This is a genomic window from Streptomyces sp. ML-6, from assembly GCF_030116705.1.
Taxonomy (GTDB): Bacteria; Actinomycetota; Actinomycetes; order Streptomycetales; family Streptomycetaceae; genus Streptomyces.
In genome coordinates this window covers 4729516-4751382 of record NZ_JAOTIK010000001.1, presented here as the reverse complement: position 1 = coordinate 4751382, position 21867 = coordinate 4729516, and the positions used below count along the sequence as shown (strand labels likewise).

General features: G+C 68.8%; 33 protein-coding genes. 2 read left to right on the top strand and 31 right to left on the bottom strand.

Features of this window, described 5'->3' with window-relative positions; translation table 11 throughout:
• Positions 1-16 precede the first annotated feature (16 nt).
• Positions 17-1960: a hypothetical protein gene (locus OCT49_RS21325; protein WP_283853435.1), complete on the top strand. Its 1944-nt coding sequence runs from the start codon at positions 17-19 to the stop codon at positions 1958-1960.
• 7 nt (positions 1961-1967) lie between these two features.
• Here the strand turns inward: OCT49_RS21325 and truA are convergent, their stop codons facing one another.
• The 31 genes from truA to rpsJ form a co-directional block, all read right to left on the bottom strand.
• Positions 1968-2822 carry a tRNA pseudouridine(38-40) synthase TruA gene (truA, locus tag OCT49_RS21320; RefSeq protein ID WP_283853434.1) on the bottom strand — a complete coding sequence of 285 codons (855 nt, stop codon included), beginning with the start codon at positions 2820-2822 and terminating at the stop codon, positions 1968-1970.
• 106 nt (positions 2823-2928) lie between these two features.
• Positions 2929-3453, bottom strand: coding sequence for a 50S ribosomal protein L17 (gene rplQ / locus OCT49_RS21315; RefSeq protein WP_283853433.1), 525 nt, complete (start codon positions 3451-3453; stop codon positions 2929-2931).
• 208 nt (positions 3454-3661) lie between these two features.
• Entirely contained in the window at positions 3662-4684 is a 1023-nt protein-coding gene (locus OCT49_RS21310) for a DNA-directed RNA polymerase subunit alpha (protein WP_073786804.1), read from the bottom strand.
• Positions 4685-4821: 137 nt separating this feature from the next.
• A complete protein-coding gene (gene rpsK / locus OCT49_RS21305) occupies positions 4822-5226 on the bottom strand; it encodes a 30S ribosomal protein S11 (protein WP_125496499.1) in 405 nt (134 codons plus the stop codon).
• Positions 5227-5330: 104 nt separating this feature from the next.
• Positions 5331-5711: a 30S ribosomal protein S13 gene (rpsM, locus tag OCT49_RS21300; protein ID WP_283853432.1), complete on the bottom strand. Its 381-nt coding sequence runs from the start codon at positions 5709-5711 to the stop codon at positions 5331-5333.
• A gap of 194 nt (positions 5712-5905) precedes the next feature.
• Positions 5906-6019, bottom strand: a complete 114-nt coding sequence (gene rpmJ, locus OCT49_RS21295; protein ID WP_003956441.1) for a 50S ribosomal protein L36 — start codon at positions 6017-6019, stop codon at positions 5906-5908.
• A 60-nt stretch (positions 6020-6079) separates the two neighbouring features.
• Complete coding sequence (gene infA / locus OCT49_RS21290) at positions 6080-6301, bottom strand: translation initiation factor IF-1 (RefSeq protein ID WP_003956442.1); 222 nt, start codon at positions 6299-6301, stop codon at positions 6080-6082.
• A 291-nt stretch (positions 6302-6592) separates the two neighbouring features.
• Entirely contained in the window at positions 6593-7429 is an 837-nt protein-coding gene (gene map / locus OCT49_RS21285) for a type I methionyl aminopeptidase (protein WP_283853431.1), read from the bottom strand.
• Between the two features lie 141 nt (positions 7430-7570).
• Positions 7571-8227, bottom strand: a complete 657-nt coding sequence (locus tag OCT49_RS21280; RefSeq protein WP_283853430.1) for an adenylate kinase — start codon at positions 8225-8227, stop codon at positions 7571-7573.
• Positions 8227-9546, bottom strand: coding sequence for a preprotein translocase subunit SecY (gene secY / locus OCT49_RS21275; protein ID WP_283853429.1), 1320 nt, complete (start codon positions 9544-9546; stop codon positions 8227-8229). Before secY ends, OCT49_RS21280 begins: the two co-directional genes overlap by 1 nt.
• Before the next feature lie 213 nt (positions 9547-9759).
• Positions 9760-10215, bottom strand: a complete 456-nt coding sequence (gene rplO / locus OCT49_RS21270) for a 50S ribosomal protein L15 (RefSeq protein ID WP_283853428.1) — start codon at positions 10213-10215, stop codon at positions 9760-9762.
• Between the two features lies 1 nt (position 10216).
• Positions 10217-10399 (bottom strand): 50S ribosomal protein L30, encoded by a 183-nt coding sequence (gene rpmD / locus OCT49_RS21265; RefSeq protein ID WP_005313525.1) that lies wholly within the window; start codon positions 10397-10399, stop codon positions 10217-10219.
• Positions 10399-11004, bottom strand: coding sequence for a 30S ribosomal protein S5 (rpsE, locus tag OCT49_RS21260; protein ID WP_072485533.1), 606 nt, complete (start codon positions 11002-11004; stop codon positions 10399-10401). Before rpsE ends, rpmD begins: the two co-directional genes overlap by 1 nt.
• A gap of 46 nt (positions 11005-11050) precedes the next feature.
• The gene (gene rplR, locus OCT49_RS21255; protein WP_283853427.1) at positions 11051-11434 is read right to left on the bottom strand and encodes a 50S ribosomal protein L18; all 384 of its coding nucleotides are present in this window, start codon (positions 11432-11434) and stop codon (positions 11051-11053) included.
• A 2-nt stretch (positions 11435-11436) separates the two neighbouring features.
• Positions 11437-11976, bottom strand: coding sequence for a 50S ribosomal protein L6 (gene rplF / locus OCT49_RS21250; protein ID WP_073786788.1), 540 nt, complete (start codon positions 11974-11976; stop codon positions 11437-11439).
• A 21-nt stretch (positions 11977-11997) separates the two neighbouring features.
• Positions 11998-12396: a 30S ribosomal protein S8 gene (rpsH, locus tag OCT49_RS21245; RefSeq protein WP_042812335.1), complete on the bottom strand. Its 399-nt coding sequence runs from the start codon at positions 12394-12396 to the stop codon at positions 11998-12000.
• 224 nt (positions 12397-12620) lie between these two features.
• Entirely contained in the window at positions 12621-12806 is a 186-nt protein-coding gene (locus OCT49_RS21240) for a type Z 30S ribosomal protein S14 (protein ID WP_003948630.1), read from the bottom strand.
• Positions 12807-12808: 2 nt separating this feature from the next.
• Entirely contained in the window at positions 12809-13366 is a 558-nt protein-coding gene (gene rplE / locus OCT49_RS21235; RefSeq protein WP_037688009.1) for a 50S ribosomal protein L5, read from the bottom strand.
• Positions 13366-13689 carry a 50S ribosomal protein L24 gene (gene rplX, locus OCT49_RS21230; protein ID WP_073786786.1) on the bottom strand — a complete coding sequence of 108 codons (324 nt, stop codon included), beginning with the start codon at positions 13687-13689 and terminating at the stop codon, positions 13366-13368. Before rplX ends, rplE begins: the two co-directional genes overlap by 1 nt.
• 2 nt (positions 13690-13691) lie before the next feature.
• Entirely contained in the window at positions 13692-14060 is a 369-nt protein-coding gene (gene rplN / locus OCT49_RS21225; RefSeq protein ID WP_003966950.1) for a 50S ribosomal protein L14, read from the bottom strand.
• Between the two features lie 109 nt (positions 14061-14169).
• Positions 14170-14454 carry a 30S ribosomal protein S17 gene (rpsQ, locus tag OCT49_RS21220; RefSeq protein WP_030977953.1) on the bottom strand — a complete coding sequence of 95 codons (285 nt, stop codon included), beginning with the start codon at positions 14452-14454 and terminating at the stop codon, positions 14170-14172.
• Entirely contained in the window at positions 14454-14678 is a 225-nt protein-coding gene (gene rpmC / locus OCT49_RS21215) for a 50S ribosomal protein L29 (protein WP_015035581.1), read from the bottom strand. Before rpmC ends, rpsQ begins: the two co-directional genes overlap by 1 nt.
• Positions 14678-15097, bottom strand: coding sequence for a 50S ribosomal protein L16 (gene rplP / locus OCT49_RS21210; RefSeq protein ID WP_072485538.1), 420 nt, complete (start codon positions 15095-15097; stop codon positions 14678-14680). The genes rpmC and rplP overlap by 1 nt, the downstream gene beginning before the upstream one ends.
• A 5-nt stretch (positions 15098-15102) precedes the next feature.
• A complete protein-coding gene (gene rpsC, locus OCT49_RS21205; protein WP_283853426.1) occupies positions 15103-15942 on the bottom strand; it encodes a 30S ribosomal protein S3 in 840 nt (279 codons plus the stop codon).
• Positions 15942-16289, bottom strand: a complete 348-nt coding sequence (gene rplV / locus OCT49_RS21200; protein ID WP_009997296.1) for a 50S ribosomal protein L22 — start codon at positions 16287-16289, stop codon at positions 15942-15944. The genes rpsC and rplV overlap by 1 nt, the downstream gene beginning before the upstream one ends.
• 43 nt (positions 16290-16332) lie before the next feature.
• The gene (gene rpsS, locus OCT49_RS21195; RefSeq protein ID WP_283853425.1) at positions 16333-16614 is read right to left on the bottom strand and encodes a 30S ribosomal protein S19; all 282 of its coding nucleotides are present in this window, start codon (positions 16612-16614) and stop codon (positions 16333-16335) included.
• Between the two features lie 12 nt (positions 16615-16626).
• Complete coding sequence (rplB, locus tag OCT49_RS21190) at positions 16627-17463, bottom strand: 50S ribosomal protein L2 (RefSeq protein WP_283853424.1); 837 nt, start codon at positions 17461-17463, stop codon at positions 16627-16629.
• A 39-nt stretch (positions 17464-17502) separates the two neighbouring features.
• Entirely contained in the window at positions 17503-17826 is a 324-nt protein-coding gene (gene rplW, locus OCT49_RS21185; RefSeq protein ID WP_148838706.1) for a 50S ribosomal protein L23, read from the bottom strand.
• On the bottom strand, positions 17826-18476 hold the full coding sequence (gene rplD / locus OCT49_RS21180; RefSeq protein WP_283853423.1) for a 50S ribosomal protein L4: 651 nt from the start codon (positions 18474-18476) through the stop codon (positions 17826-17828). Before rplD ends, rplW begins: the two co-directional genes overlap by 1 nt.
• Before the next feature lie 7 nt (positions 18477-18483).
• Positions 18484-19128 carry a 50S ribosomal protein L3 gene (gene rplC / locus OCT49_RS21175; RefSeq protein ID WP_148838704.1) on the bottom strand — a complete coding sequence of 215 codons (645 nt, stop codon included), beginning with the start codon at positions 19126-19128 and terminating at the stop codon, positions 18484-18486.
• 13 nt (positions 19129-19141) lie between these two features.
• Complete coding sequence (rpsJ, locus tag OCT49_RS21170) at positions 19142-19450, bottom strand: 30S ribosomal protein S10 (protein ID WP_003948644.1); 309 nt, start codon at positions 19448-19450, stop codon at positions 19142-19144.
• Between the two features lie 709 nt (positions 19451-20159).
• Between rpsJ and OCT49_RS21165 the strand changes: the two genes are divergently transcribed.
• On the top strand, positions 20160-21836 hold the full coding sequence (locus tag OCT49_RS21165; RefSeq protein ID WP_283853422.1) for an RNA ligase family protein: 1677 nt from the start codon (positions 20160-20162) through the stop codon (positions 21834-21836).
• Positions 21837-21867 lie beyond the last annotated feature (31 nt).

Genomic DNA, 21867 nt, shown 5'->3' with positions numbered 1-21867 from the left:
GCGGCCGGGGACCCACGTGCGCCTCCCGTTCCTCCTCACCCTCCCCCGGGTACTGCGCCACAGCGCCGCCATCGGCGCCGACCTGCCGCCGGACGAGGCGGTCGTCGTCGACGCCCCGGACCCCGCGCTGCGCGCCGCCCTGACCTCGGCCGCCCGGGGCGACCACGGCCCCGCCCGCGCCCTGCTCGCCGCGACCCGCGAGCACGCCCAGTGGGAGCTGAGGGACGGCTACGTCTGCCGCCTCGCCGCGGCCGCCCTGCACAACCCCGGCTGGCTGGACGCCTGGCAGGACGAGCTGCCCGACGACCCGGACGCGGCCCTGGTCGGCGCCGCCCTGCTGATCGACCGGGCGTGGGAGATCCGCACCGCGGACCGCGCCGACCAGGTCTCGCACGACCAGTTCCGGGCCTTCTTCGCGCTCCTGGAGGACGCCGCCCCGGTGATCGGCCGGGCGGCGGAGCTCAACCCCGCCGACCCCGTGCCGTGGCGCCTCGCCCTGACCCACGCGGTGGGCAGCCAGGCCCCCCGCCCGGTCTTCGACGACTACTGGGCCCAGGTCATGGCCCGCGACCCGCACCACTACGGCTGCCACGCAGCGGCCCTGCAGTACCTGTGCGCGAAGTGGCACGGCTCGCACGAGGAGATGTTCGGTTTCGCCGAGGGCGCCGCCGACACCGCCCCGCCCGGGTCGAAACTGCACGCGCTGCCGCTGTTCGCGGCGCTGGAGTACGCGGTCCTGGCGGCCGGGCCGCCGGACGACGGCCCCGACCCGTACGCGCCCCGCCTCGACGCCGCGGTCACCCGCGCCCTGGACCTCTCCGCCGCGTACGGGCCGGGCAGCCCGGAGGCGGCCGGCTTCCGCAACTGCCTCGTCCTGATGCTGCTGCGCGAGGAGCGCTGGGAGGAGGCGCTCGACGTCTTCCGCTCCATCGGCGCCCACGCCACCAGGTACCCCTGGGCGTACCTCGGCGACGACCCGCGCCAGGAGTTCCTGGACACCCGCTCGGGCGTCCGGGTCCACCTGGCGGCGCGGACCCCGTTCTTCGGCCGCCCCGCGCCCTCCGCCGCCGCCCCCGGCCCCGCCCCCGAGTGGGCACCGGCGGCGCCCTGCGCGGTCGCGATAGCGGCGGCCCGCCCGGCGGACGTGGCCCAGGCGGCCCTGGTCTGCGGCGTCTCCCTGCGCACCGCCCCGGCCACCGACACGCACACCTACGTCGAGGCCGTCGCCGACGCCCGGCCCGCCAAGCGCTCGCTGCTGTCCACGGAGGACCCGCTGACCACGGCGGCCGACAACTTCACCACCGGCGAGAAGTGGCCCACGCTGGTGCTGCGCCGCACGCCCGAACGCTGCGGATTCACCCTGTTCCTCAAGGGCCGCCCCCTGGCCGCCCACGAGTGGGACGCCGCCGCCCCGGCCCCCGACCACACCGCGGTCACCGCCACGGCCGAGGCCCTGTCCCACGCCTTCGCCCTCGACGACCCCCGCCCGCTGACGCACGTACTGCGCTCCACCGGTGACCCGTCCCGCCACCAGGCGGACCTGCTGGCCGCGCTCTCCCTGCCCCCGCTCCCCCCGGGCTTCGGCGACCGCCCCGAGGTCCTCGACGCCCTCCCCGGCGCCCGGGTCCTCGCCCACCGCGGCCTGCTGGCCGGGGTGCGCTCCACGCTGACCACGCCGGACGGCGCCCATCCGGCACCCCCCGGCTCCCGGGAACCGCGCGGGGCGGGCTGGTGGCTGCTGCGCGTCCTGGGCCTGCTGCTGTTCACCGCCGCCGCCGTGCTCGGCTGGTCGCCCCCGGAGGTCCGCCCGGTCCCCGGGACGGCGGCCGCGCTGGTGGCCCTGTACCTGGCGGTCCGGCTGGTGCGGGCCCTGCGGTGGCGCAGGACCCGCGGCACGGCCGCCGTCGCCCCGGACGAACCTCCGGCCCGGGTGAACCCACCCGGACCGGAGGCGAACTGACACCCGCTCAGCAGCAGCCCGCCCCGGGCAGGGTGCGCACATTGCGCGCCTGCACGGCCCGGTCGGCCAGCAACTCGTCGGCGGGGTAGGCGACTTCCTCCAGCGTCAGCCCGTGCGGGCGCACCACGTGCACCCCGGGGTCCCGCGCCCCGGCCGCGAGCACCTGCGCGGGCCACTCGGCCGGGCGGCGCCCGTCACCGACGAAGAGCGCCGCGCCGATCAGCGCCCGGACCATGTTGTGGCAGAACGCGTCGGCCTGGACCGTCGCCGTCAGGATGCCGCTCGCCCCGTCCCGCACCCAACTCAGCTTCTGCAGCGTGCGGATGGTCGTCGCACCCTCACGCTTCTTGCAGTACGCGGCGAAGTCGTGCTCCCCCGTCATCCGGGCGGCCGCCTCGTTCATCGCGTCGACGTCCAACGGCCGGTCGTGCCACAGCACATGACCCCGCAACAGGGGGTCCACCCCGCCGGGACGGTCGCAGACCCGGTACGCGTACCGCCGCCACAGCGCGGAGAAGCGGGCGTTGAACCCGTCGGCCGCCGGTGCGATCCGCCAGATCCGCACGTCGGGCGCCATCCGCCCGGCCATCCGTCGCAGCAGCTTGTCCCCGTGCTCCTCCCACACCTCGGCCGGCAGGTCGACATGGGCGACCTGGCCCCGGGCGTGCACCCCGGCGTCGGTGCGGCCGGCGACCGTCAGGTCGTACGTCCGCCCGGACCGGGTCACGGTCCGCAGCGCGTCCTCGATCTCCCCCTGGACGGTCCGCCGCCCGGTCTGCTTGGCCCAGCCCGAGAAGTCCTTGCCGTCGTACGCCAGGTCCAGCCGCAGCCGTACGGAGCCGGGCTCCACTTCGTCACTCACCCCAGGGTCCTTTACTACCGGTGCGTGCAGGTACATCAGGTGCATACGGAACGGGCCCGCACCGCCCCGAAGGGTGGTGCGGGCCCGTCCTGTGCGCTCAGAACGCTCAGGCGTCCTTGGCGTCGGCCGGCTTGGCGTCCTCGACGGCCTCTGCCTCGGCCGGCTTGGCGTCCTCGACGACCTCGGTCTCGGCGGCGTCCTTCTTGAGGGCGTCCTCCTTGACCGCACGCTTGGTGGCGGCCTCGGCCTCACCGGTGGCCTGCTGCGCCACGGTCAGCGCCTCGACCAGCTCGATGACGGCCATCGGGGCGTTGTCGCCGCGACGGTTGCCGATCTTGGTGATGCGGGTGTAACCACCGGGGCGGTTCTCGTACCGCGGGGCGATCTCGGTGAAGAGCGTGTGGACGACGCCCTTGTCCGTGATCGACTGCAGCACCAGGCGACGGTTGTGGATGTCGCCCTTCTTCGCCTTGGTGATGAAACGCTCGGCGATCGGACGCAGGCGACGGGCCTTGGCCTCGGTCGTGGTGATGCGGCCGTGCTCGAACAGCGCCTTCGCGAGGTTGTTGAGAAGAAGCTTCTCGTGCGCGGCGCTGCCGCCCAGACGGGCACCCTTGGTGGGCTTCGGCATGGTGTTTCTCCTTGTGTGCTGCACCGGCCGTATCAGGTACCGGTGTCAGTTCCCGGGCAGCGGTCGCCACTCGGAAGATTCAGAAGTCCGCCGGGCGCACTCGAGATCCGTCATCAGCGGAACATCGAGCCCGTCCGGCGATCGAGGACAAGCCCCGGTCCCGGCACGGGGGCGCCCAGGGTTCCGGGCACCCCCGCCGGGAGGTGGATCAGTACTGCTCGGTCTCGGCGAAACCGGCGTCCGCGTCGTCGTCGGCGCCGAAGGCGTCGGCGGCGGCGGTCGGGTCGAATCCGGGCGGGCTGTCCTTGAGGGCCAGGCCCATGCCGGCCAGCTTCGCCTTGACCTCGTCGATCGACTTCGCACCGAAGTTGCGGATGTCGAGCAGGTCGGCCTCGGAGCGGGCGACGAGCTCACCCACGGAGTGGATGCCCTCGCGCTTGAGGCAGTTGTAGGAGCGGACCGTGAGCTCCAGCTCCTCGATCGGCAGCGCCAGGTCGGCGGCGAGCGCGGCGTCCGTCGGGGACGGGCCCATGTCGATGCCCTCGGCGTCGATGTTGAGCTCGCGCGCCAGGCCGAACAGCTCGACCAGGGTCTTGCCGGCCGAGGCCATGGCGTCGCGCGGGCGCATGGCCTGCTTGGTCTCGACGTCGACGATCAGCTTGTCGAAGTCGGTGCGCTGCTCGACACGGGTCGCCTCGACCTTGTAGGTGACCTTGAGCACCGGCGAGTAGATGGAGTCGACCGGGATGCGGCCGATCTCCTGGCCCACCTGCTTGTTCTGGACGGCGGAGACGTAGCCGCGACCGCGCTCGACGGTCAGCTCCATCTCCAGCTTGCCCTTGCCGTTGAGCGTGGCCAGGACCAGGTCCGGGTTGTGCACCTCGACACCGGCCGGCGGGGCGATGTCGGCAGCGGTGACCAGGCCGGGGCCCTGCTTGCGCAGGTACATCACGACCGGCTCGTCGTGCTCCGAGGAGACGACCAGCTGCTTGATGTTGAGGATGAGGTCGGTGACGTCCTCCTTGACGCCCGGCACGGTGGTGAACTCGTGCAGGACACCGTCGATCCGGATGCTGGTGACGGCGGCACCGGGGATCGAGGAGAGGAGCGTGCGGCGGAGCGAGTTGCCGAGGGTGTAGCCGAAGCCCGGCTCCAGCGGCTCGATGACGAACCGGGAGCGGAACTCGTCAACGACCTCTTCGGTCAGCGACGGACGCTGAGCGATAAGCATGTTGGGATCCTTCAGTCGTGGGCACCCACTATTTGATGCCCGACAGATGAAACAAGGATACGGGCGGCATGCCCCCGGAAGGGACATACCGCCCGGATCCGCGTCACTGACGCACGGCCGTCACCGACCGTGACGGATCAGACGCGACGGCGCTTCGGCGGACGGCAGCCGTTGTGCGGCGTCGGGGTGACGTCCTGGATCGAGCCGACCTCCAGGCCGGTGGCCTGGAGCGAACGGATCGCGGTCTCGCGGCCGGAGCCCGGACCCTTCACGAAGACGTCGACCTTGCGCATGCCGTGCTCCTGCGCGCGGCGGGCGGCCGACTCGGCGGCCATCTGCGCGGCGAAGGGGGTGGACTTGCGCGAGCCCTTGAAGCCGACGTGGCCGGCGGAGGCCCAGGAGATCACGTTGCCCGAGGGGTCCGTGATCGAGACGATGGTGTTGTTGAACGTGCTCTTGATGTGCGCGTGGCCGTGAGCGACGTTCTTCTTTTCCTTGCGACGCACCTTCTTGGTAGCGCCCTGACGACCCTTGGGGGGCATGTCTTGACTCCAGATGGAGAGGGGAGGTGATCGGTCCTACAGCGAAGACCGCTGGTTGCTGCGGGTTCCGGTGGTCCGGACGTCCGCAGTGCGTCCGCTGAGGACTACTTCTTGCCCGGCTTCTTCTTACCGGCGATCGCGCGACGCGGGCCCTTGCGGGTACGAGCGTTCGTGCTGGTGCGCTGGCCGTGGACCGGCAGGCCACGGCGGTGACGCAGACCCTGGTAGCAGCCGATCTCGACCTTGCGGCGGATGTCGGCCTGGATCTCGCGGCGGAGGTCACCCTCGGTGCGGAGGTTGGCGTCCACGTACTCGCGGATCTTGACCAGGTCCTCTTCGGCCAGGTCACGAACGCGGGTGTTCGGGTTCACGTCGGTGGCGGCGAGGATCTCCTTGGACCGGGTGCGCCCGATGCCGAAGACGTAGGTGAGGGCGACCTCCACGCGCTTGTCGCGCGGGATGTCAACACCTGAAACGCGTGCCATTCAATGGCTCCAGTTGTCATGTCGGGGGTCTTCCGCAGTGCCACTCCCGACCGCCGACCCCTCCTGGGAGAGGTGGTACGTCCGGGTCCCCGGCCCCCGCCGGAGGTGTCGTCAGCCGAAGCTTGGACGGACTCTGCGTATGTACGGTGTTACGTGCGTCGCGCGAAGTGCTGCGAGATGCAGGGGGTCGTGCGTCAGCCCTGGCGCTGCTTGTGGCGCAGGTTGTCGCAGATGACCATGACCCGGCCGTGGCGGCGGATCACCTTGCACTTGTCGCAGATCTTCTTGACGCTCGGCTTGACCTTCATGGGATGTCAGGTTCTCCGGGTCAGTGCCATCACCGCGCCGAGGCGGGGTGCAGGCAAGATCTACTTGTAGCGGTAGACGATCCGGCCACGCGTCAGGTCGTACGGGGAGAGCTCCACGACGACCCGGTCATCCGGAAGGATTCGGATGTAGTGCATCCGCATCTTGCCGCTGATGTGCGCGAGGACCTTGTGACCGTTCTGGAGTTCCACCTTGAACATGGCGTTCGGGAGGGACTCGATCACGGTGCCCTCAATTTCGATGGCACCTTGCTTCTTGGCCACGCTTCGCCTTTCGAATCGGCTACCTTGATCGACTTCCGTCATCGCATGTGGAATGTGGACACACTGATGCACGAGAGCCGACGAGTCAGTCTACGTCAGCAAACCCCAAAAGACGAATCCGTCAAGTTTGCCCAGCCGAGGAGATCCTTAGACCTTCGCAAGCGGGTCAAATCCACCACACGGGCCCCGTCGAACACTCGTCCCACACGTTCCCCACCGGTCTCACCGCCGGCGCCGGGCCGGTCCGGGCCCGGCCTAGCGGGTCCGGGGCCCGGTCACGAGCGGGCCGGTTCAGCCGAGCGGGTCCGGGGCCGCCTCGATGCCGTACTGCGCCAGCTTCGCCCGGCCGCAGTCGGGGGCGGTCAGGACCAGGGGGCCCTGTTCGGTGAGGGCGATCGAGTGCTCCCAGTGGGAGGACCAGGTGCCGTCCGTCGTGATGACGGTCCAGTCGTCCTGGAGCACCTCGGTGTGCGCCGTGCCCAGCGAGACCATCGGCTCGATGGCCAGGCAGACGCCGGGGACCAGCTTGATGCCCTTGCCGCGCTTGCGGGAGACGTAGTTCAGCAGGTGCGGGTCCATGTGCATCTCGGTGCCGATGCCGTGGCCGCCGTAGTCCTCGATGATCCCGTACTTGCCGGTGGCGGGGCGGGGCTGGCGGCGGATGTAGGACTCGATCGCCTTGGAGATGTCCACGAGCCGGTTGTTCACCTTCATCGCGGCGATGCCGGCCCACATGGATTCCTCGGTGACCCTGGACAGCTCGACCAGTTCCGGGGCGTGTCCGGTGCCGACGAAGGCGGTGTACGCGGCGTCGCCGTGCCAGCCGTCGACGATGGCCCCGGCGTCGATGGAGATGATGTCGCCGTCCTTGAGGACGGTCTTGTCGTCCGGGATGCCGTGGACGACGACCTCGTTGACCGAGGTGCAGATCGTCGCGGGGAAACCGCCGTACCCGAGGAAGTTCGACTTGGCGCCGTGATCGGCGATCACCTTGCGGGCGACCTGGTCCAGGTCCCTCGTGGTGGCACCGGGCACCGCCGCCTCACGGGTGGCCGCGTGAATGGCAGCGACCACCAGCCCCGCCTCGCGCATCTTCGCGATCTGCTCGGGGGTCTTGATCTGCACCATTGCTCGGCGCCTCTCTGCGTCGGACTGGATCGAACGGCGGTCGGGGGATGCGGCGTACCAGGACAACGATACGGCGCAAACAGTCGGCCGCGGCGTCCGAGGACGCCGCGGCCGACTGCACGAGTACTGCGGGTGTGGCGCTCAGCCCCGGTCGGACTTGAGTGCCTCCATCGCCCGCTCGGTCACGTCGGTGACCTTGCCGAGCGCGGAGATGGTGACCACCAGGCCCTGGGCCCGGTAGTAGTCGATGATCGGCTCGGTCTGGGTGTGGTAGACCTCCAGCCGGGTGCGGACCGTCTCCTCGGTGTCGTCGTCCCGCTGGTACAGCTCGCCGCCGCAGACGTCGCAGAGGCCCTCGGTCTCCGGCGGGTTGTACGTCACGTGGAAGACGTGCGAACCGTCGTTCCGGCAGATCCGGCGGCCGGCGATGCGCTTGACCACCTCGTCCTCGGGGACCTCCAGGTCCAGGACCGCGTCGAGCTTGGTGCCCTCGTCCTTGAGCATGGCGTCGAGCGCCTCGGCCTGGCCCACGTTGCGCGGGAAGCCGTCCAGCAGGAAGCCGCCCTCGGCGTCCGGCTGGGACATGCGGTCCTTGGCCATCCCGATGGTGACCTCGTCCGGCACCAACTGGCCTGCGTCCATGTAGGCGCGGGCCTGCTTGCCAAGGTCGGTGCCCTGGCTGATGTTGGCGCGGAAGAGATCGCCCGTGGAGATCTGCGGAATCGACAGGTTCTTGGCAAGGTACGCAGCCTGCGTTCCCTTGCCGGCACCGGGCGGCCCGACGAGGACGATTCGCATCAGCGGAGGAACCCTTCGTAATTGCGCTGCTGGAGCTGACTCTCGATCTGCTTCACGGTCTCCAGCCCCACACCCACGATGATCAGGATGCTCGTCCCGCCGAACGGGAAGTTCTGGTTGGCACCGTTGAAGCCTGCCAACGCCATCGTCGGCACAAGAGCGATCAGACCCAGGTACAGCGAGCCCGGCCAAGTGATCCTGTTGAGCACGTAGCTCAGGTACTCGGCAGTAGGTCGACCAGCCCGGATACCCGGGATGAAGCCACCATACTTCTTCATGTTGTCGGCGACTTCCTCGGGGTTGAACGAAATCGCCACATAGAAGAAGGCGAAGAAGACGATCAGGAGGAAGTACGCGGTGATGTAGTACGGGTGGGTGCCCGTGACGAAGTGGTCCTGGATCCATGTCGCCCAGCCCGCGGTGGAGTTGGAGAACTGGACGATCAGGGCGGGGATGTAGAGCAGCGAAGAGGCGAAGATGACGGGGATCACACCCGCCTGGTTCACCTTCAGCGGGATGTACGTCGAGGTACCGCCGTAGGAACGACGGCCGATCATGCGCTTCGCGTACTGCACCGGGATGCGGCGCTGGGCCTGCTCGACGAAGACGACGAGGCCCACCATCACGAAGCCGATCAGGATGACGGTGCCGAACTCGATCCAGCCGTCGGCCAGCTTGCCGCTGGTCTTGATGGCCCACAGGGCGCCGGGGAAGCTGGCGGCGATCGAGATGAACATCAGGATCGACATGCCGTTGCCGATGCCGCGGTCGGTGATGAGCTCACCGAGCCACATGACGGCCGCAGTGCCCGCGGTCATCGTGACGACCATCACGATGGTGGTGAAGATCGACTGGTCGGGGACGATCTGGTCGGCGACCGGGCAGCCGCTGAAGAGCGCACCGCTGGTGGCGGTGGCCACCAGGCCGGTGCCCTGGAGGATGGCGAGCGCGACGGTCAGATAACGCGTGTACTGCGTGATCTTGGCCTGGCCGGACTGCCCCTCCTTCTTGAGCGCCTCGAGTCGGGGGATGACGACGGTCAGCAGCTGAAGGATGATGCTGGCCGTGATGTACGGCATGATGCCGAGCGCGAAGATCGTGATCTGCAGCAGTGCACCACCGCTGAACATGTTCACCAGGCCGAAGAGGCTGTTATTGCCCTTACTGGCCTGATCGACACAAATCTGGACATTCTCGTAGCTCACTCCCGGTACCGGGATATGCGCCCCGAGGCGATAGATCACGATGATGCCGAGCGTGAAGAGCAGCTTCTTGCGCAGGTCGGGCGTCTTGAACGCCCGGGCGAACGCGGTGAGCACGGTGCCTCCTGCGACCCCCGCGCAATGCGAAGAGGTGACGGTCTTGAGGATCGACGAATACGTAAACGGTCAAAGGTCCCGGGCAGTGCCCAGGGGGTACCACACAACAACGCACGCCACCTTACCGGCGACCATGCCCCCCTAGGAACGACCAACCGGGGATGCCCCATTTGAGAGGCATCCCCGGTCGGATGTTCAGGCCATCGAGTTGTCTCAGACGAGCTCGGTGACGGTACCGCCGGCGGCGGTGATCTTCTCCTTGGCGGAGCCGGAGACGGCGTCAACCGAAACCTGCAGCGCCACGGAGATCTCGCCCTGTCCGAGGACCTTGACGAGGTGGTTGTTGCGCACGGCACCCTTGGCGACCAGGTCGGCCACGGTGACCTCGCCACCCTCGGGGTAGAGGGTCGCGAGCTTGTCCAGGTTCACGACCTGGTACTCGGTGCGGAACGGGTTCTTGAAGCCCTTGAGCTTCGGGAGACGCATGTGGAGGGGCATCTGCCCACCCTCGAAGCGCTCCGGAACCTGGTAACGGGCCTTGGTGCCCTTGGTGCCACGACCGGCGGTCTTACCCTTGGACGCCTCACCACGACCCACACGGGTCTTGGCGGTCTTGGCGCCCGGGGCGGGCCGGAGGTCATGGGCCTTCAGCGGGTTGTTCTCCGCCATGTCAGTCGACCTCCTCAACCGTCACGAGGTGGCGGACGGTGTGCACCATGCCGCGGAACTCGGGGCGGTCCTCCTTGACGACCACGTCGTTCAGGCGCTTCAGCCCGAGCGAACGAAGGGTGTCGCGGTGGTTCTGCTTGCTGCCGATGTACGACTTCGTCTGCGTGATCTTGAGGCGAGCCATTACGCACCCGCTCCCGCACGCGCACGGAGCAGAGCCGCGGGGGCGACGTCCTCGAGCGGCAGACCGCGGCGGGCCGCGATCTCCTCGGGACGCTGCAGGCCCTTGAGGGCCTCCACGGTCGCGTGCACGATGTTGATCGCGTTGTCGGAGCCGAGCGACTTCGACAGGATGTCGTGAACGCCGGCGCACTCCAGGACGGCGCGCACCGGGCCACCGGCGATAACACCGGTACCGGGGGAAGCAGGCTTCAGCAGGACGACGCCCGCAGCCTTCTCACCCTGGATCGGGTGGGGGATGGTGCCCTGGATGCGCGGGACCTTGAAGAAGTTCTTCTTGGCCTCTTCCACGCCCTTGGCGATGGCCGCGGGAACTTCCTTGGCCTTGCCGTAGCCGACACCGACGGTGCCGTCACCGTCGCCCACCACGACCAGCGCGGTGAAGCTGAAGCGACGACCACCCTTCACAACCTTGGCGACGCGGTTGATCGCGACGACGCGCTCGACGTACGCGGTCTTCTCGGCGGCAGCTGCGCCGCCGTCACGGCCCTTCCGGTCCCGCCGCTCGCCGCCACCGGCACCGCTTCCGCGGCGCTGGGGTCCAGCCATTGGATTTACCTCTCTCTGTTACGTCCGCTGTGCGTAGGAACCGGGCTCAGAACTTCAGACCGGCTTCACGGGCGGCGTCAGCCAGAGCGGCAATCCGCCCGGCGTACTGGTTACCACCGCGGTCAAACACGACGGCCTCGACGCCTGCGGCCTTGGCGCGCTCAGCGACCAGGGCGCCGACCTGCTTGGCCTGGGTGCTCTTGTCGCCCTCGCCACCACGGATGGAGACGTCCAGGGTCGACGCCGACGCGAGCGTGTGGCCCGCGATGTCGTCGATGACCTGGGCCACCATGTGGCGGTTGGACCGCGTCACGACCAAGCGCGGACGCTCCGGCGTACCGGAGATGTGCTTGCGGACACGGATGTGGCGACGCTTGAGGGCGGCACGCTTGTAGGCGTCGCCCTTGGCGATCTTCACGCCGTATGCCATGGCTACTTACCAGCCTTTCCGACCTTGCGGCGGATGACTTCGCCGGCGTACTTGACGCCCTTCGCCTTGTACGGGTCGGGCTTCCGCAGCTTGCGGATGTTGGCCGCGACTTCGCCGACCTTCTGCTTGTCGATGCCCTCGACGGACAGCTTGGTCGGGGACTCGACCTTGAAGGTGATGCCTTCCGGCGCCTCGACGACGATCGGGTGGCTGTAGCCCAGGGCGAACTCCAGGTTGGAGCCCTTCGCCTGGACGCGGTAACCGACACCGCTGATCTCGAGCGCCTTGGTGTATCCCTGGGTCACACCGGTGATCATGTTCGCCACCAGCGTGCGGGACAGGCCGTGGAGGGCCTTGTTCTGACGCTCGTCGTTCGGGCGGGTGACGTTGAGAACGCCGTCCTCACCCTTGGTGACCTCGATCGGCGACGCGACGGTGTGCGTGAGGGTGCCCTTGGGGCCCTTCACCGCGACCGTGCGGCCATCGATGGTGACGTCCACACCGGCGGGAACCTGGATGGGGAGCTTGCCGATACGCGACATGAGCTATTCCTCCGTTCCCGACTACCAGACGTAGGCGAGGACTTCCCCACCTACGCCCTTCTTCTGAGCCTGCTGGCCGGTCAGGAGACCGTGGGACGTGGAGATGATCGCCACGCCCAGGCCGCCGAGGACCTTCGGCAGGTTGGTGGACTTTGCGTAAACACGCAGACCCGGCTTCGAGATGCGCTTGATGCCGGCGATCGAGCGCTCGCGGTTCGGACCGAACTTCAGCTCGAGGACGAGGTTCTTGCCGACCTCGGCGTCCTCGACCTTCCAGCCGGTGATGAAACCCTCCTGCTTGAGGATTTCCGCGATGTGCGACTTGATCTTGCTGTGCGGCATCACGACGGAGTCGTGGTACGCCGAGTTCGCGTTGCGCAGACGCGTGAGCATGTCTGCGATGGGATCAGTCATGGTCATGAATTGGCCTTCGGCCTCTCTCGCCGGGGTTTCCTGTATGCGCCATCCCTCTCCCCACTCAGTGGCGGGACGGGTGCGGTGCGGGGACCTACGGCGTAGTAAGTCGGTCATGGGCGGCAGGCGCCCAACCCTTCAAGCCTACGGCATGAAAGGCGGGGCTCCTGCCGACCAGATGCTTACCGAGAGCTTCCGGGTACTTCCAACGCCCGGGGGGCGGAGGAGAGTTACCAGGAGCTCTTGGTCACGCCCGGCAGCTCGCCACGGTGAGCCATCTCACGGAGGCACACGCGGCACAGGCCGAACTTGCGGTAGACGGAGTGGGGCCGGCCGCAGCGCTGGCAGCGGGTGTACCCGCGGACGCCGAACTTCGGCTTACGGGCGGCCTTAGCGATCAGAGCCTTCTTCGCCACGGTCAGTTCTCCTTGAACGGGAAGCCGAGGTGACGAAGGAGAGCACGACCCTCGTCGTCGTTGGTCGCCGTGGTGACCACGGTGATGTCCATGCCCCGGACCCGGTCGATCTTGTCCTGGTCGATCTCGTGGAACATGACCTGCTCCGTGAGACCGAAGGTGTAGTTGCCACGGCCGTCGAACTGCTTCGGCGACAGACCGCGGAAGTCACGGATACGCGGCAGCGCGAGCGACAGCGTACGGTCCAGGAACTCCCACATCCGGTCACCGCGGAGGGTGACGTGGCAGCCGATCGGCTGGCCCTCGCGCAGCTTGAACTGCGCGATGGACTTGCGGGCCTTGGTGACGGCGGGCTTCTGGCCGGTGATCGTGGTGAGGTCGCGCACGGCGCCGTCGATCAGCTTGGAGTCGCGGGCGGCGTCGCCCACACCCATGTTGACCACGATCTTGACCAGGCCGGGGATCTGCATGACGTTCTCGTAGGAGAACTCCTCACGCAGCTTGCCGGCGATTTCCTCGCGGTAGCGCGTCTTGAGACGCGGCGCAGTGGTGGCAGTCATCAGATGTCCTCACCGGTCCGCTTGGCAACGCGGATCTTGTTGCCCTCGTCGTCGAAGCGGTAGCCGACGCGGGTGACGACCTTCTTGCCGTCCTTCTCCACAACCAGCTGTACGTTGCTGACGTGAATCGGGGCCTCGGTGGTGACGATGCCGCCGGTCTGCGAACCGCGAGCCGTCTGACCGGCCTTGGTGTGCTTCTTGACCCGGTTGACACCCTCGACGAGGACACGGTCCTGAGCCGGGTAGGCCACGATGACCTTGCCCTGCTTGCCCTTGTCCTTACCGGTGATGACCTGGACCAGGTCGCCCTTCTTGATCTTCATGCTTACAGCACCTCCGGCGCGAGCGAGATGATCTTCATGAACTTCTTCTCGCGCAGTTCCCGGCCCACGGGGCCGAAGATGCGGGTGCCGCGGGGGTCACCGTCGTTCTTCAGAATGACGGCGGCGTTCTCGTCGAAGCGGATGTACGAGCCATCCTGACGGCGACGCTCCTTGACGGTGCGAACGATGACGGCCTTGACGACGTCACCCTTCTTCACGTTGCCACCGGGGATCGCGTCCTTGACGGTGGCGACGATGACGTCACCGATGCCCGCGTAGCGGCGACCCGAACCACCGAGAACACGGATGGTGAGGATTTCCTTCGCACCCGTGTTGTCGGCGACGCGAAGTCGCGACTCCTGCTGGATCACGTCTATCTCCTGATCGTCTGCCGGTTCCCGGCGGGGGCTGCGCAAGTCGATGTGCGCAGCTCCCCGCCGAGCCTGGCGGAACTTGCCTGAGGGGAATGCCCCTCAGGAATTACTTGGCCTTCTCGAGGATCTCGACGACGCGCCACCGCTTCGTGGCGGACAGCGGCCGGGTCTCCATCAGGAGGACGCGGTCGCCGACGCCGGCGGCGTTCTGCTCGTCGTGCGCCTTGAGCTTGTTCGTACGGCGGATGACCTTGCCGTACAGCGCGTGCTTGACACGGTCCTCGACAGCGACGACGACGGTCTTGTCCATCTTGTCGCTGACGACCAGACCCTCACGGGTCTTGCGGAAACCGCGGTCGGTGTTCGTCTCAGTCACAGTCTTCTCGCTCATCAGGCGCTCTCCACCGTCTCGATGCCCAGCTCGCGCTCGCGCATCAGGGTGTAGATCCGGGCGATGTCCTTACGGACGGACTTGAGCCGACCGTGGTTCTCGAGCTGCCCGGTCGCCGCCTGGAAGCGGAGGTTGAACAGCTCTTCCTTGGCCTCGCGGAGCTTGTTGAGCAGCTCCTCGTTGCCCAGCTCGCGCAGCTCGGACGCCTTGGTTCCGGCCGACATCACGCCTCACCTGCCTCGCGCCGAACGATGCGGCACTTCATCGGAAGCTTGTGAGCAGCGCGGGTGAGCGCCTCACGAGCAATCTTCTCGTTCGGGTAGGACAGCTCGAACATCACCCGACCGGGCTTGACGTTCGCGATCCACCACTCGGGAGAACCCTTACCGGAACCCATGCGGGTCTCGGCGGGCTTCTTCGTCAGGGGGCGGTCCGGGTAGATGTTGATCCAGACCTTGCCGCCACGCTTGATGTGGCGGGTCATCGCGATACGAGCTGCCTCGATCTGGCGGTTCGTCACGTACGCCGGGGTCAGCGCCTGGATGCCGTACTCGCCGAACGCAACCTGCGTGCCACCCTTGGACATACCGCTGCGCTTCGGGTGGTGCTGCTTGCGGTGCTTGACCCTACGGGGGATCAGCATTTCGGTCAGGCCTCCGTTCCGGTGCTCTCGGCGGCCGGAGCGGCAGCGGCGGGAGCCTCGGCCTTGGTGGCCTCGGCAGCCGGAGCCGACTGCTGCTGCGGCTTGCGGCCGCGACCGCCACGCTCGCCACCGCGGCCACGACCGGCCGGACGGTCGGCGCCGCCACGGGCCGGGCGGTTGCCGGCGCGGGCAGCGGCGTTCTCGGCGCGGACCTCGGCGATGTTCTTGACGTCGCCCTTGTAGATCCAGACCTTCACGCCGATGCGGCCGAAGGTCGTCTTGGCCTCGAAGAAGCCGTAGTCGACGTTCGCGCGGAGGGTGTGCAGGGGCACACGGCCCTCGCGGTAGAACTCCGAGCGGGACATCTCGGCGCCGCCGAGGCGGCCACCGCACTGGATCTTGATGCCCTTGGCGCCGGCCTTCATCGAGCTCTGCATGCTCTTGCGCATGGCCCGACGGAAGGAGACGCGGGAGGAGAGCTGCTCGGCGACGGCCTGGGCCACCAGCTGGGCGTCCACCTCGGGGTTCTTGACCTCGAGGATGTTCAGCTGGACCTGCTTGCCGGTCAGCTTCTCCAGCTCGCCGCGGATGCGGTCGGCCTCGGCGCCGCGGCGGCCGATGACGATGCCCGGGCGAGCGGTGTGGATGTCAACGCGGACGCGGTCGCGGGTGCGCTCGATCTCCACCTTGGAGATGCCGGCCCGCTCCATGCCCTTCGTCATCATGCGACGAATGGCGACGTCTTCCTTGACGTAGTCCTTGTACAGCTTGTCGGCGTACCAACGGGACTTGAAGTCCGTGGTAATGCCGAGTCGGAACCCGTGCGGGTTTACCTTCTGGCCCATTACCGGGTTCCTTCCTTGCTGCTGACGACCACGGTGATGTGGCTGGTCCGCTTACGGATCCGGTAGGCACGGCCCTGGGCACGCGGACGGAACCGCTTCAGGGTCGGGCCCTCGTCCACGTACGCCTCGCTGATGACCAGCGTGGAGGCGTCGGTGTGGTCGTAGTTGTGTGCGGCGTTGGCGATGGCGCTGTCCAGCACCTTGCCAACCGGCACGCTCGCGGCCTGCGGGGCGAAACGCAGGACCGCCTGAGCCTCCGTGGCATCCATGCCACGGATGAGGTCCACCACGCGGCGGGCCTTCATGGGCGTGACGCGGATGTACCGCGCCTGGGCCCTGGCTTCCATGGTTGTCCCTTCGGTGTAAGTCATCAGTCGTTCCACTCCGCGGTTAGCGGCGCTTCGACTTCCGGTCGTCCTTGACGTGGCCTCGGAAGGTGCGAGTCGGCGAGAACTCGCCGAGCTTGTGGCCGACCATCGACTCGGTGACGAACACCGGGACGTGGATCTTGCCGTTGTGCACCGCGATGGTGTGACCCAGCATGGCCGGGACGATCATCGAGCGACGGGACCAGGTCTTGATGACGTTCTTGGTGCCTGCCTCGTTCTGTGCGTCCACCTTCTTGATGAGGTGGCCGTCGACGAAGGGCCCCTTCTTGAGACTGCGCGGCATCTAAACCCGCTCCTAGCGCTTCTTGTTCGTCTTGCGGCGGCGGACGATGTACTTGTTCGATGCCTTCTTCGGCGAACGAGTACGACCCTCCTTCTGACCCCACGGCGAGACCGGGTGGCGACCACCGGAGGTCTTGCCCTCACCACCACCGTGCGGGTGGTCAACCGGGTTCATCGCGACACCGCGGACGGTCGGGCGGACGCCCTTCCAGCGCATGCGGCCGGCCTTGCCCCAGTTGATGTTCGACTGCTCGGCGTTGCCGACCTCGCCGATCGTGGCGCGGCAGCGGGCGTCGACCAGGCGGATCTCACCGGACGGCATGCGGAGGTGGGCCATGGAGCCCTCCTTCGCCAGCAGCTGCACGGAGGCACCCGCGGAGCGGGCGAACTTCGCGCCGCCGCCGGGCCGCAGCTCGATGGCGTGGATGGTCGTACCGACCGGGATGTTGCGCAGCGCCAGGTTGTTGCCGGGCTTGATGTCGGCGGCCGGGCCGTTCTCGACACGGTCGCCCTGCGACAGGCCACGGGGGGCGATGATGTAGCGCTTCTCGCCGTCCGCGTAGTGCAGGAGCGCGATGCGCGCGGTGCGGTTGGGGTCGTACTCGATGTGCGCGACCTTGGCCGGCACGCCGTCCTTGTCGTGACGACGGAAGTCGATCACTCGGTAGGCGCGCTTGTGGCCACCGCCCTGGTGGCGAACGGTCACACGACCGGCGTTGTTACGGCCGCCCTTGCTGTGCAGGGGGCGGACCAGCGACTTCTCCGGCGTGGACCGCGTGATCTCGACAAAGTCGGCGACGCTGGAGCCACGACGGCCCGGGGTCGTCGGCTTGTACTTGCGGATACCCATTTCTCAGTCCTCGTCCGATTCCGGACGACTCGACCTCCGTCAGGAGGTCGGGCCGCCGAAGATGTCGATACGGTCGCCCTCGGCGAGGGTCACGATGGCGCGCTTCGTGTCGGCGCGCTTGCCGAAACCGGTGCGGGTGCGCTTGCGCTTGCCCTGCCGGTTGATCGTGTTGACCCCGGTGACCTTGACCGAGAAGACCGCTTCCACGGCCTGCTTGATCTGGGTCTTGTTGGAGCCGGGCGCGACGATGAACGTGTACTTGTTCTCGTCGAGCAGCGCGTAGCTCTTCTCGGAAACAACCGGCTTGACGAGAACGTCGCGCGGGTCCGTGAAGGTCTTGCTGGTAACGGTCGCCTCGCTCATCAGGCGTCGCTCCCTTCGGTCTCAGCGGTCTGGGGGCCAGACACGAAGGACTCGAAGGCGGCCTGGGTGAAGACCACGTCGTCAGAGACGATCACGTCGTACGTGTTCAGCTGGCCCGGCTCCAGGATGTGCACCTGGGGCAGGTTGCGGGCGGACAGCCACGCGGCCTCGTCGGAGCGGTCGGCGACCAGGAGCAGGTTCTTGCGCTCCGAGATCTTGCCGAACAGCGTCCGGGCGGCCTTGGTGGAGACGGCACCCTCGACCACGCCGGTGACGACGTGGATGCGGGAGTGACGGGCCCGGTCCGAGAGGGCACCGCGCAGGGCGGCGGCCTTCATCTTCTTCGGGGTCCGCTGCGAGTAGTCACGCGGCACGGGGCCGTGGACGACGCCACCGCCGGCGAACTGCGGAGCGCGGGTCGAACCCTGACGGGCGCGGCCGGTGCCCTTCTGGCGGTACGGCTTCTTGCCGCCACCACGGACTTCGCCGCGGGTCTTGGTCTTGTGCGTGCCCTGACGGGCAGCTGCCAGCTGCGCGACAACGACCTGGTGGATCAGCGGAACGCTGGTCTTGGCGTCGAAGATCTCCGCGGGGAGCTCGACGGTCCCGGCCTTGTCGCCTGCCGGCGAAAGGATGTCAATGGTGCTCATCGGTTCCTCAAGCCCCCTTGGCCGCGGTACGGACCAGGACGAGGCCGCCGTTCGGACCGGGGACTGCGCCCTTGATGAGGAGCAGGCCCTTCTCCGCGTCAACGGCGTGAACGGTCAGGTTCTGGGTGGTGACCCGCTCGTTGCCCATGCGGCCCGCCATGCGGAGGCCCTTGAACACACGGCCCGGGGTGGCGCAGCCACCGATGGAACCGGGAGAGCGGTGCTTGCGCTGGGTGCCGTGACCGGCGCCGAGGCCCTTGAAGTTGTGACGCTTCATGACACCGGCGAAGCCCTTGCCCTTGCTCTTGCCCGTGACGTCGACCTTGACGCCGGACTCGAACACCTCGGCGGTGACTTCCTGGCCGAGCGTGTACTCGCTGGCGTCGGCGGTGCGGAGCTCCACCAGGTGGCGGCGCGGGGTCACGTCGGCCTTGGCGAAGTGACCCTTGAGGGGCTTGTTCACCTTGCGGGGGTCGATCTCGCCGAAGGCGATCTGGACTGCCTCGTAGCCGTCGGTGTCGTTGGTGCGGACCTGGGTGACGACACAGGGCCCGGCCTTGACGACGGTCACCGGGACGACCCGGTTGTTCTCGTCCCAGACCTGGGTCATGCCGAGCTTCTCGCCCAGGACGCCCTTAATGTTCTTAGCCATCTCGCGCGTCACCTCAGAGCTTGATCTCGATGTCGACGCCCGCCGGCAGGTCGAGACGCATCAGCGAGTCAACCGTCTTCGGCGTGGGGTCGAGGATGTCGATGAGGCGCTTGTGCGTGCGCATCTCGAAGTGCTCGCGCGAGTCCTTGTACTTGTGCGGCGACTTGATGACGCAGTACACGTTCTTCTCAGTGGGCAGCGGCACCGGGCCCGCGACCGACGCACCAGTGCGGGTCACCGTCTCGACGATCTTCTTCGCCGAGGAGTCGATGACCTCGTGGTCGTAGGCCTTGAGCCGGATGCGGATCTTCTGTCCCGCCATGGCTACTAGTAGTCCTGTCTCTCTCTAACGCTCTGGGACCCGAGGGTTCTTACGACTCCACCTCCGACCCACGCGGTCGGGCGTGTCGCATCCCCTCTACGCAGATCTCCCGAAGGATTTCCCAACCAAGGGGGTGCGGGCCCGAGGACCGCAGGACCGGGGGCGAAACACCCACCGGGCGCCTGGCCGATGCCCCGCTGACGCTTCCCGGAAGATTCCCGTACGTCCGACCCGCAGGGGGTCGACGAGTACTGTGGGACTCGCTTCCAGTCCTCCCGGCGGGAGGCGCGCAGCATTGACACTCAACCGAGCAACCTGGTCAGTGTGCCACACGGGGTGTGGGCCTGGCCAATCGGGCGGAGGATCTTACCCCGCGTGGTCGCCCGGTCAAACGCGGGCACGTGGCGACGGCCCGGAGGCTCCGCTTCCGCCGCCGCCCCACCGACCGCGCCGAGTGTCGCGAGCCGACACCCCACCGACCGCACCGGGTGGCATGAGCCGCCGCTCCCCCACCAGCCGCGCCAGGTGTCGCGAGCCGACACCCCACCGACCGCACCGGGTGGCATGAGCCGCCGCTCCCCCGCTCGCCCGGCCCGCCGCTCCTCCGTCCGCCCCGCCCTCCGCCGCTCCCGGAAATCCGGTCGAGCGCCGTGCCGCCCCGTCCTACAGTGACCGGTCGGGCACACCGTCGGCACCAGGGGCTTCCATCATGCGTACGCACTATCCGCGCACCGCGCACCTGCCCTGGTCCCCCGGCGCCGCCTCGGACGACGTGCGGATCGCGGACCTCTCCGGGCTGACCGGCCGCGAGGTCGTCGTCACCGAGAAGCTGGACGGCGAGAACACCACGCTCTACCCCGACGGGCTCCACGCCCGCTCCCTCGACTCCGCCCACCACCCCTCGCGAGGCTGGGTGAAGGCCCTCCAGGGCCGGATCGGGGCCCGCATCCCCGCCGGCCGGCGGATCTGCGGCGAGAACGTGTTCGCCCGCCACTCCCTGCCGTACGACGGTCTGGAGAGCTACTTCTACGGCTTCTCCGTCTGGGACGGGGAGCGGTGCCTGGACTGGGACCGGACCGTGGCGTTCCTGCGCGACCTGGGGATACCGGTGCCGCCCGTGCTGTGGCGCGGGGTGTTCGACGCCCGTGCCGAGAAGACCCTGCGGGCGCTGCGGCCGGACACCGGGCGGCAGGAGGGGTACGTCGTGCGCCCCGCCGACGGCTTCGACGCCCCGGACTTCGGCCGCCTGGTCGCGAAGTGGGTGCGCCCCGGCCACGTACGGACCGACACGCACTGGATGCACGCCGCCGTGGTGGAGAACGGGCTCGGGCCGGCCGCCGCCCTGTGGGCCGTACGGTCCGGGGCCCCCGTCGACGCGGCGGCGCTGGCCGCCGCGACGGGCACGGAGCCCGGGGCCGCGGACGCCGGCGCCGCCCGCGCGACGGCCGCGGCCCTCGACGCGGCGGGCCGCACCGGCGACGACCGGCTCGCCGGGGTGCTGGCCGCGCTGCTGCGCCGCTCGCCCCGCGCCGCGCTGGCGCCCGCGCTGGCCCGGACGGTGGGGATGCCGCTGGCCCGGCGCGTCGCCGACCTCGTCGGCCTCCACCCCTCGCTGCACCGCCCGTACCCGGACGAGGAGCGCCGCACGGGCCTGGTCCGGATGTCGTTCGCCGCCGATCTGCCCCTGCTGCACGCGCTGGCCGCCGCGGTCGCGGAGGACGACGGGGCCCGCGATCAGGTGGAGTGGTCGGCGCTGCACGCGGAGGAACTGCGGGAGCCCGAGGGGCTGCGGGAGGCCTTCGCGGACCTGGCGCCGGACGCCGCCGACCGCTGCCTGGCGCAGGCCCGCGAGGCGTACGCGCTGGGCCGGGTCAGCACCGCCGAGGAGGCGGTCGCGGCGACCTGGCGGTGGCGGTCGGGGGACTTCCCGCGCCTGGTCCACATGGTCGGCCCGTCCGGCAGCGGCAAGAGCACCTTCGCGCGCGGGCTGCCCGGGGTCGGCGCGTACGTCTCGCTGGACGACCTGCGGCTGGCCCGGGGTTCGCGCGCCGACCAGAAGGCCAACGGCGAGGTGCTGCGCGAGGGGCTCGATCGGCTGGACGCCGCGCTCGCCGCGGGCGGCACGGTCGTCTGGGACGCCACCTCGCTCAACGCGCACCAGCGCTCCCTGGTGCACGCGGTCGCCCGGCGCCGGGACGCGCTGCTCACGCACGCCGTGGCCCTGGTCGACGAGGCGGAGCTGCTGCGCCGCAACGGCCTGCGCGACCACCCCGTGCCCCCGGAGGTGCTGACCTCCCAGCTGCACCGGTTCGTCCCCCCGTACCCCGGCCAGGCGCACCGCACCTGGTACATCGGCGCGAGCGGAACCGTGGAGGACAGGGCGTGACGGAGGACAGGGCACGGTAATGAAGGGCGAC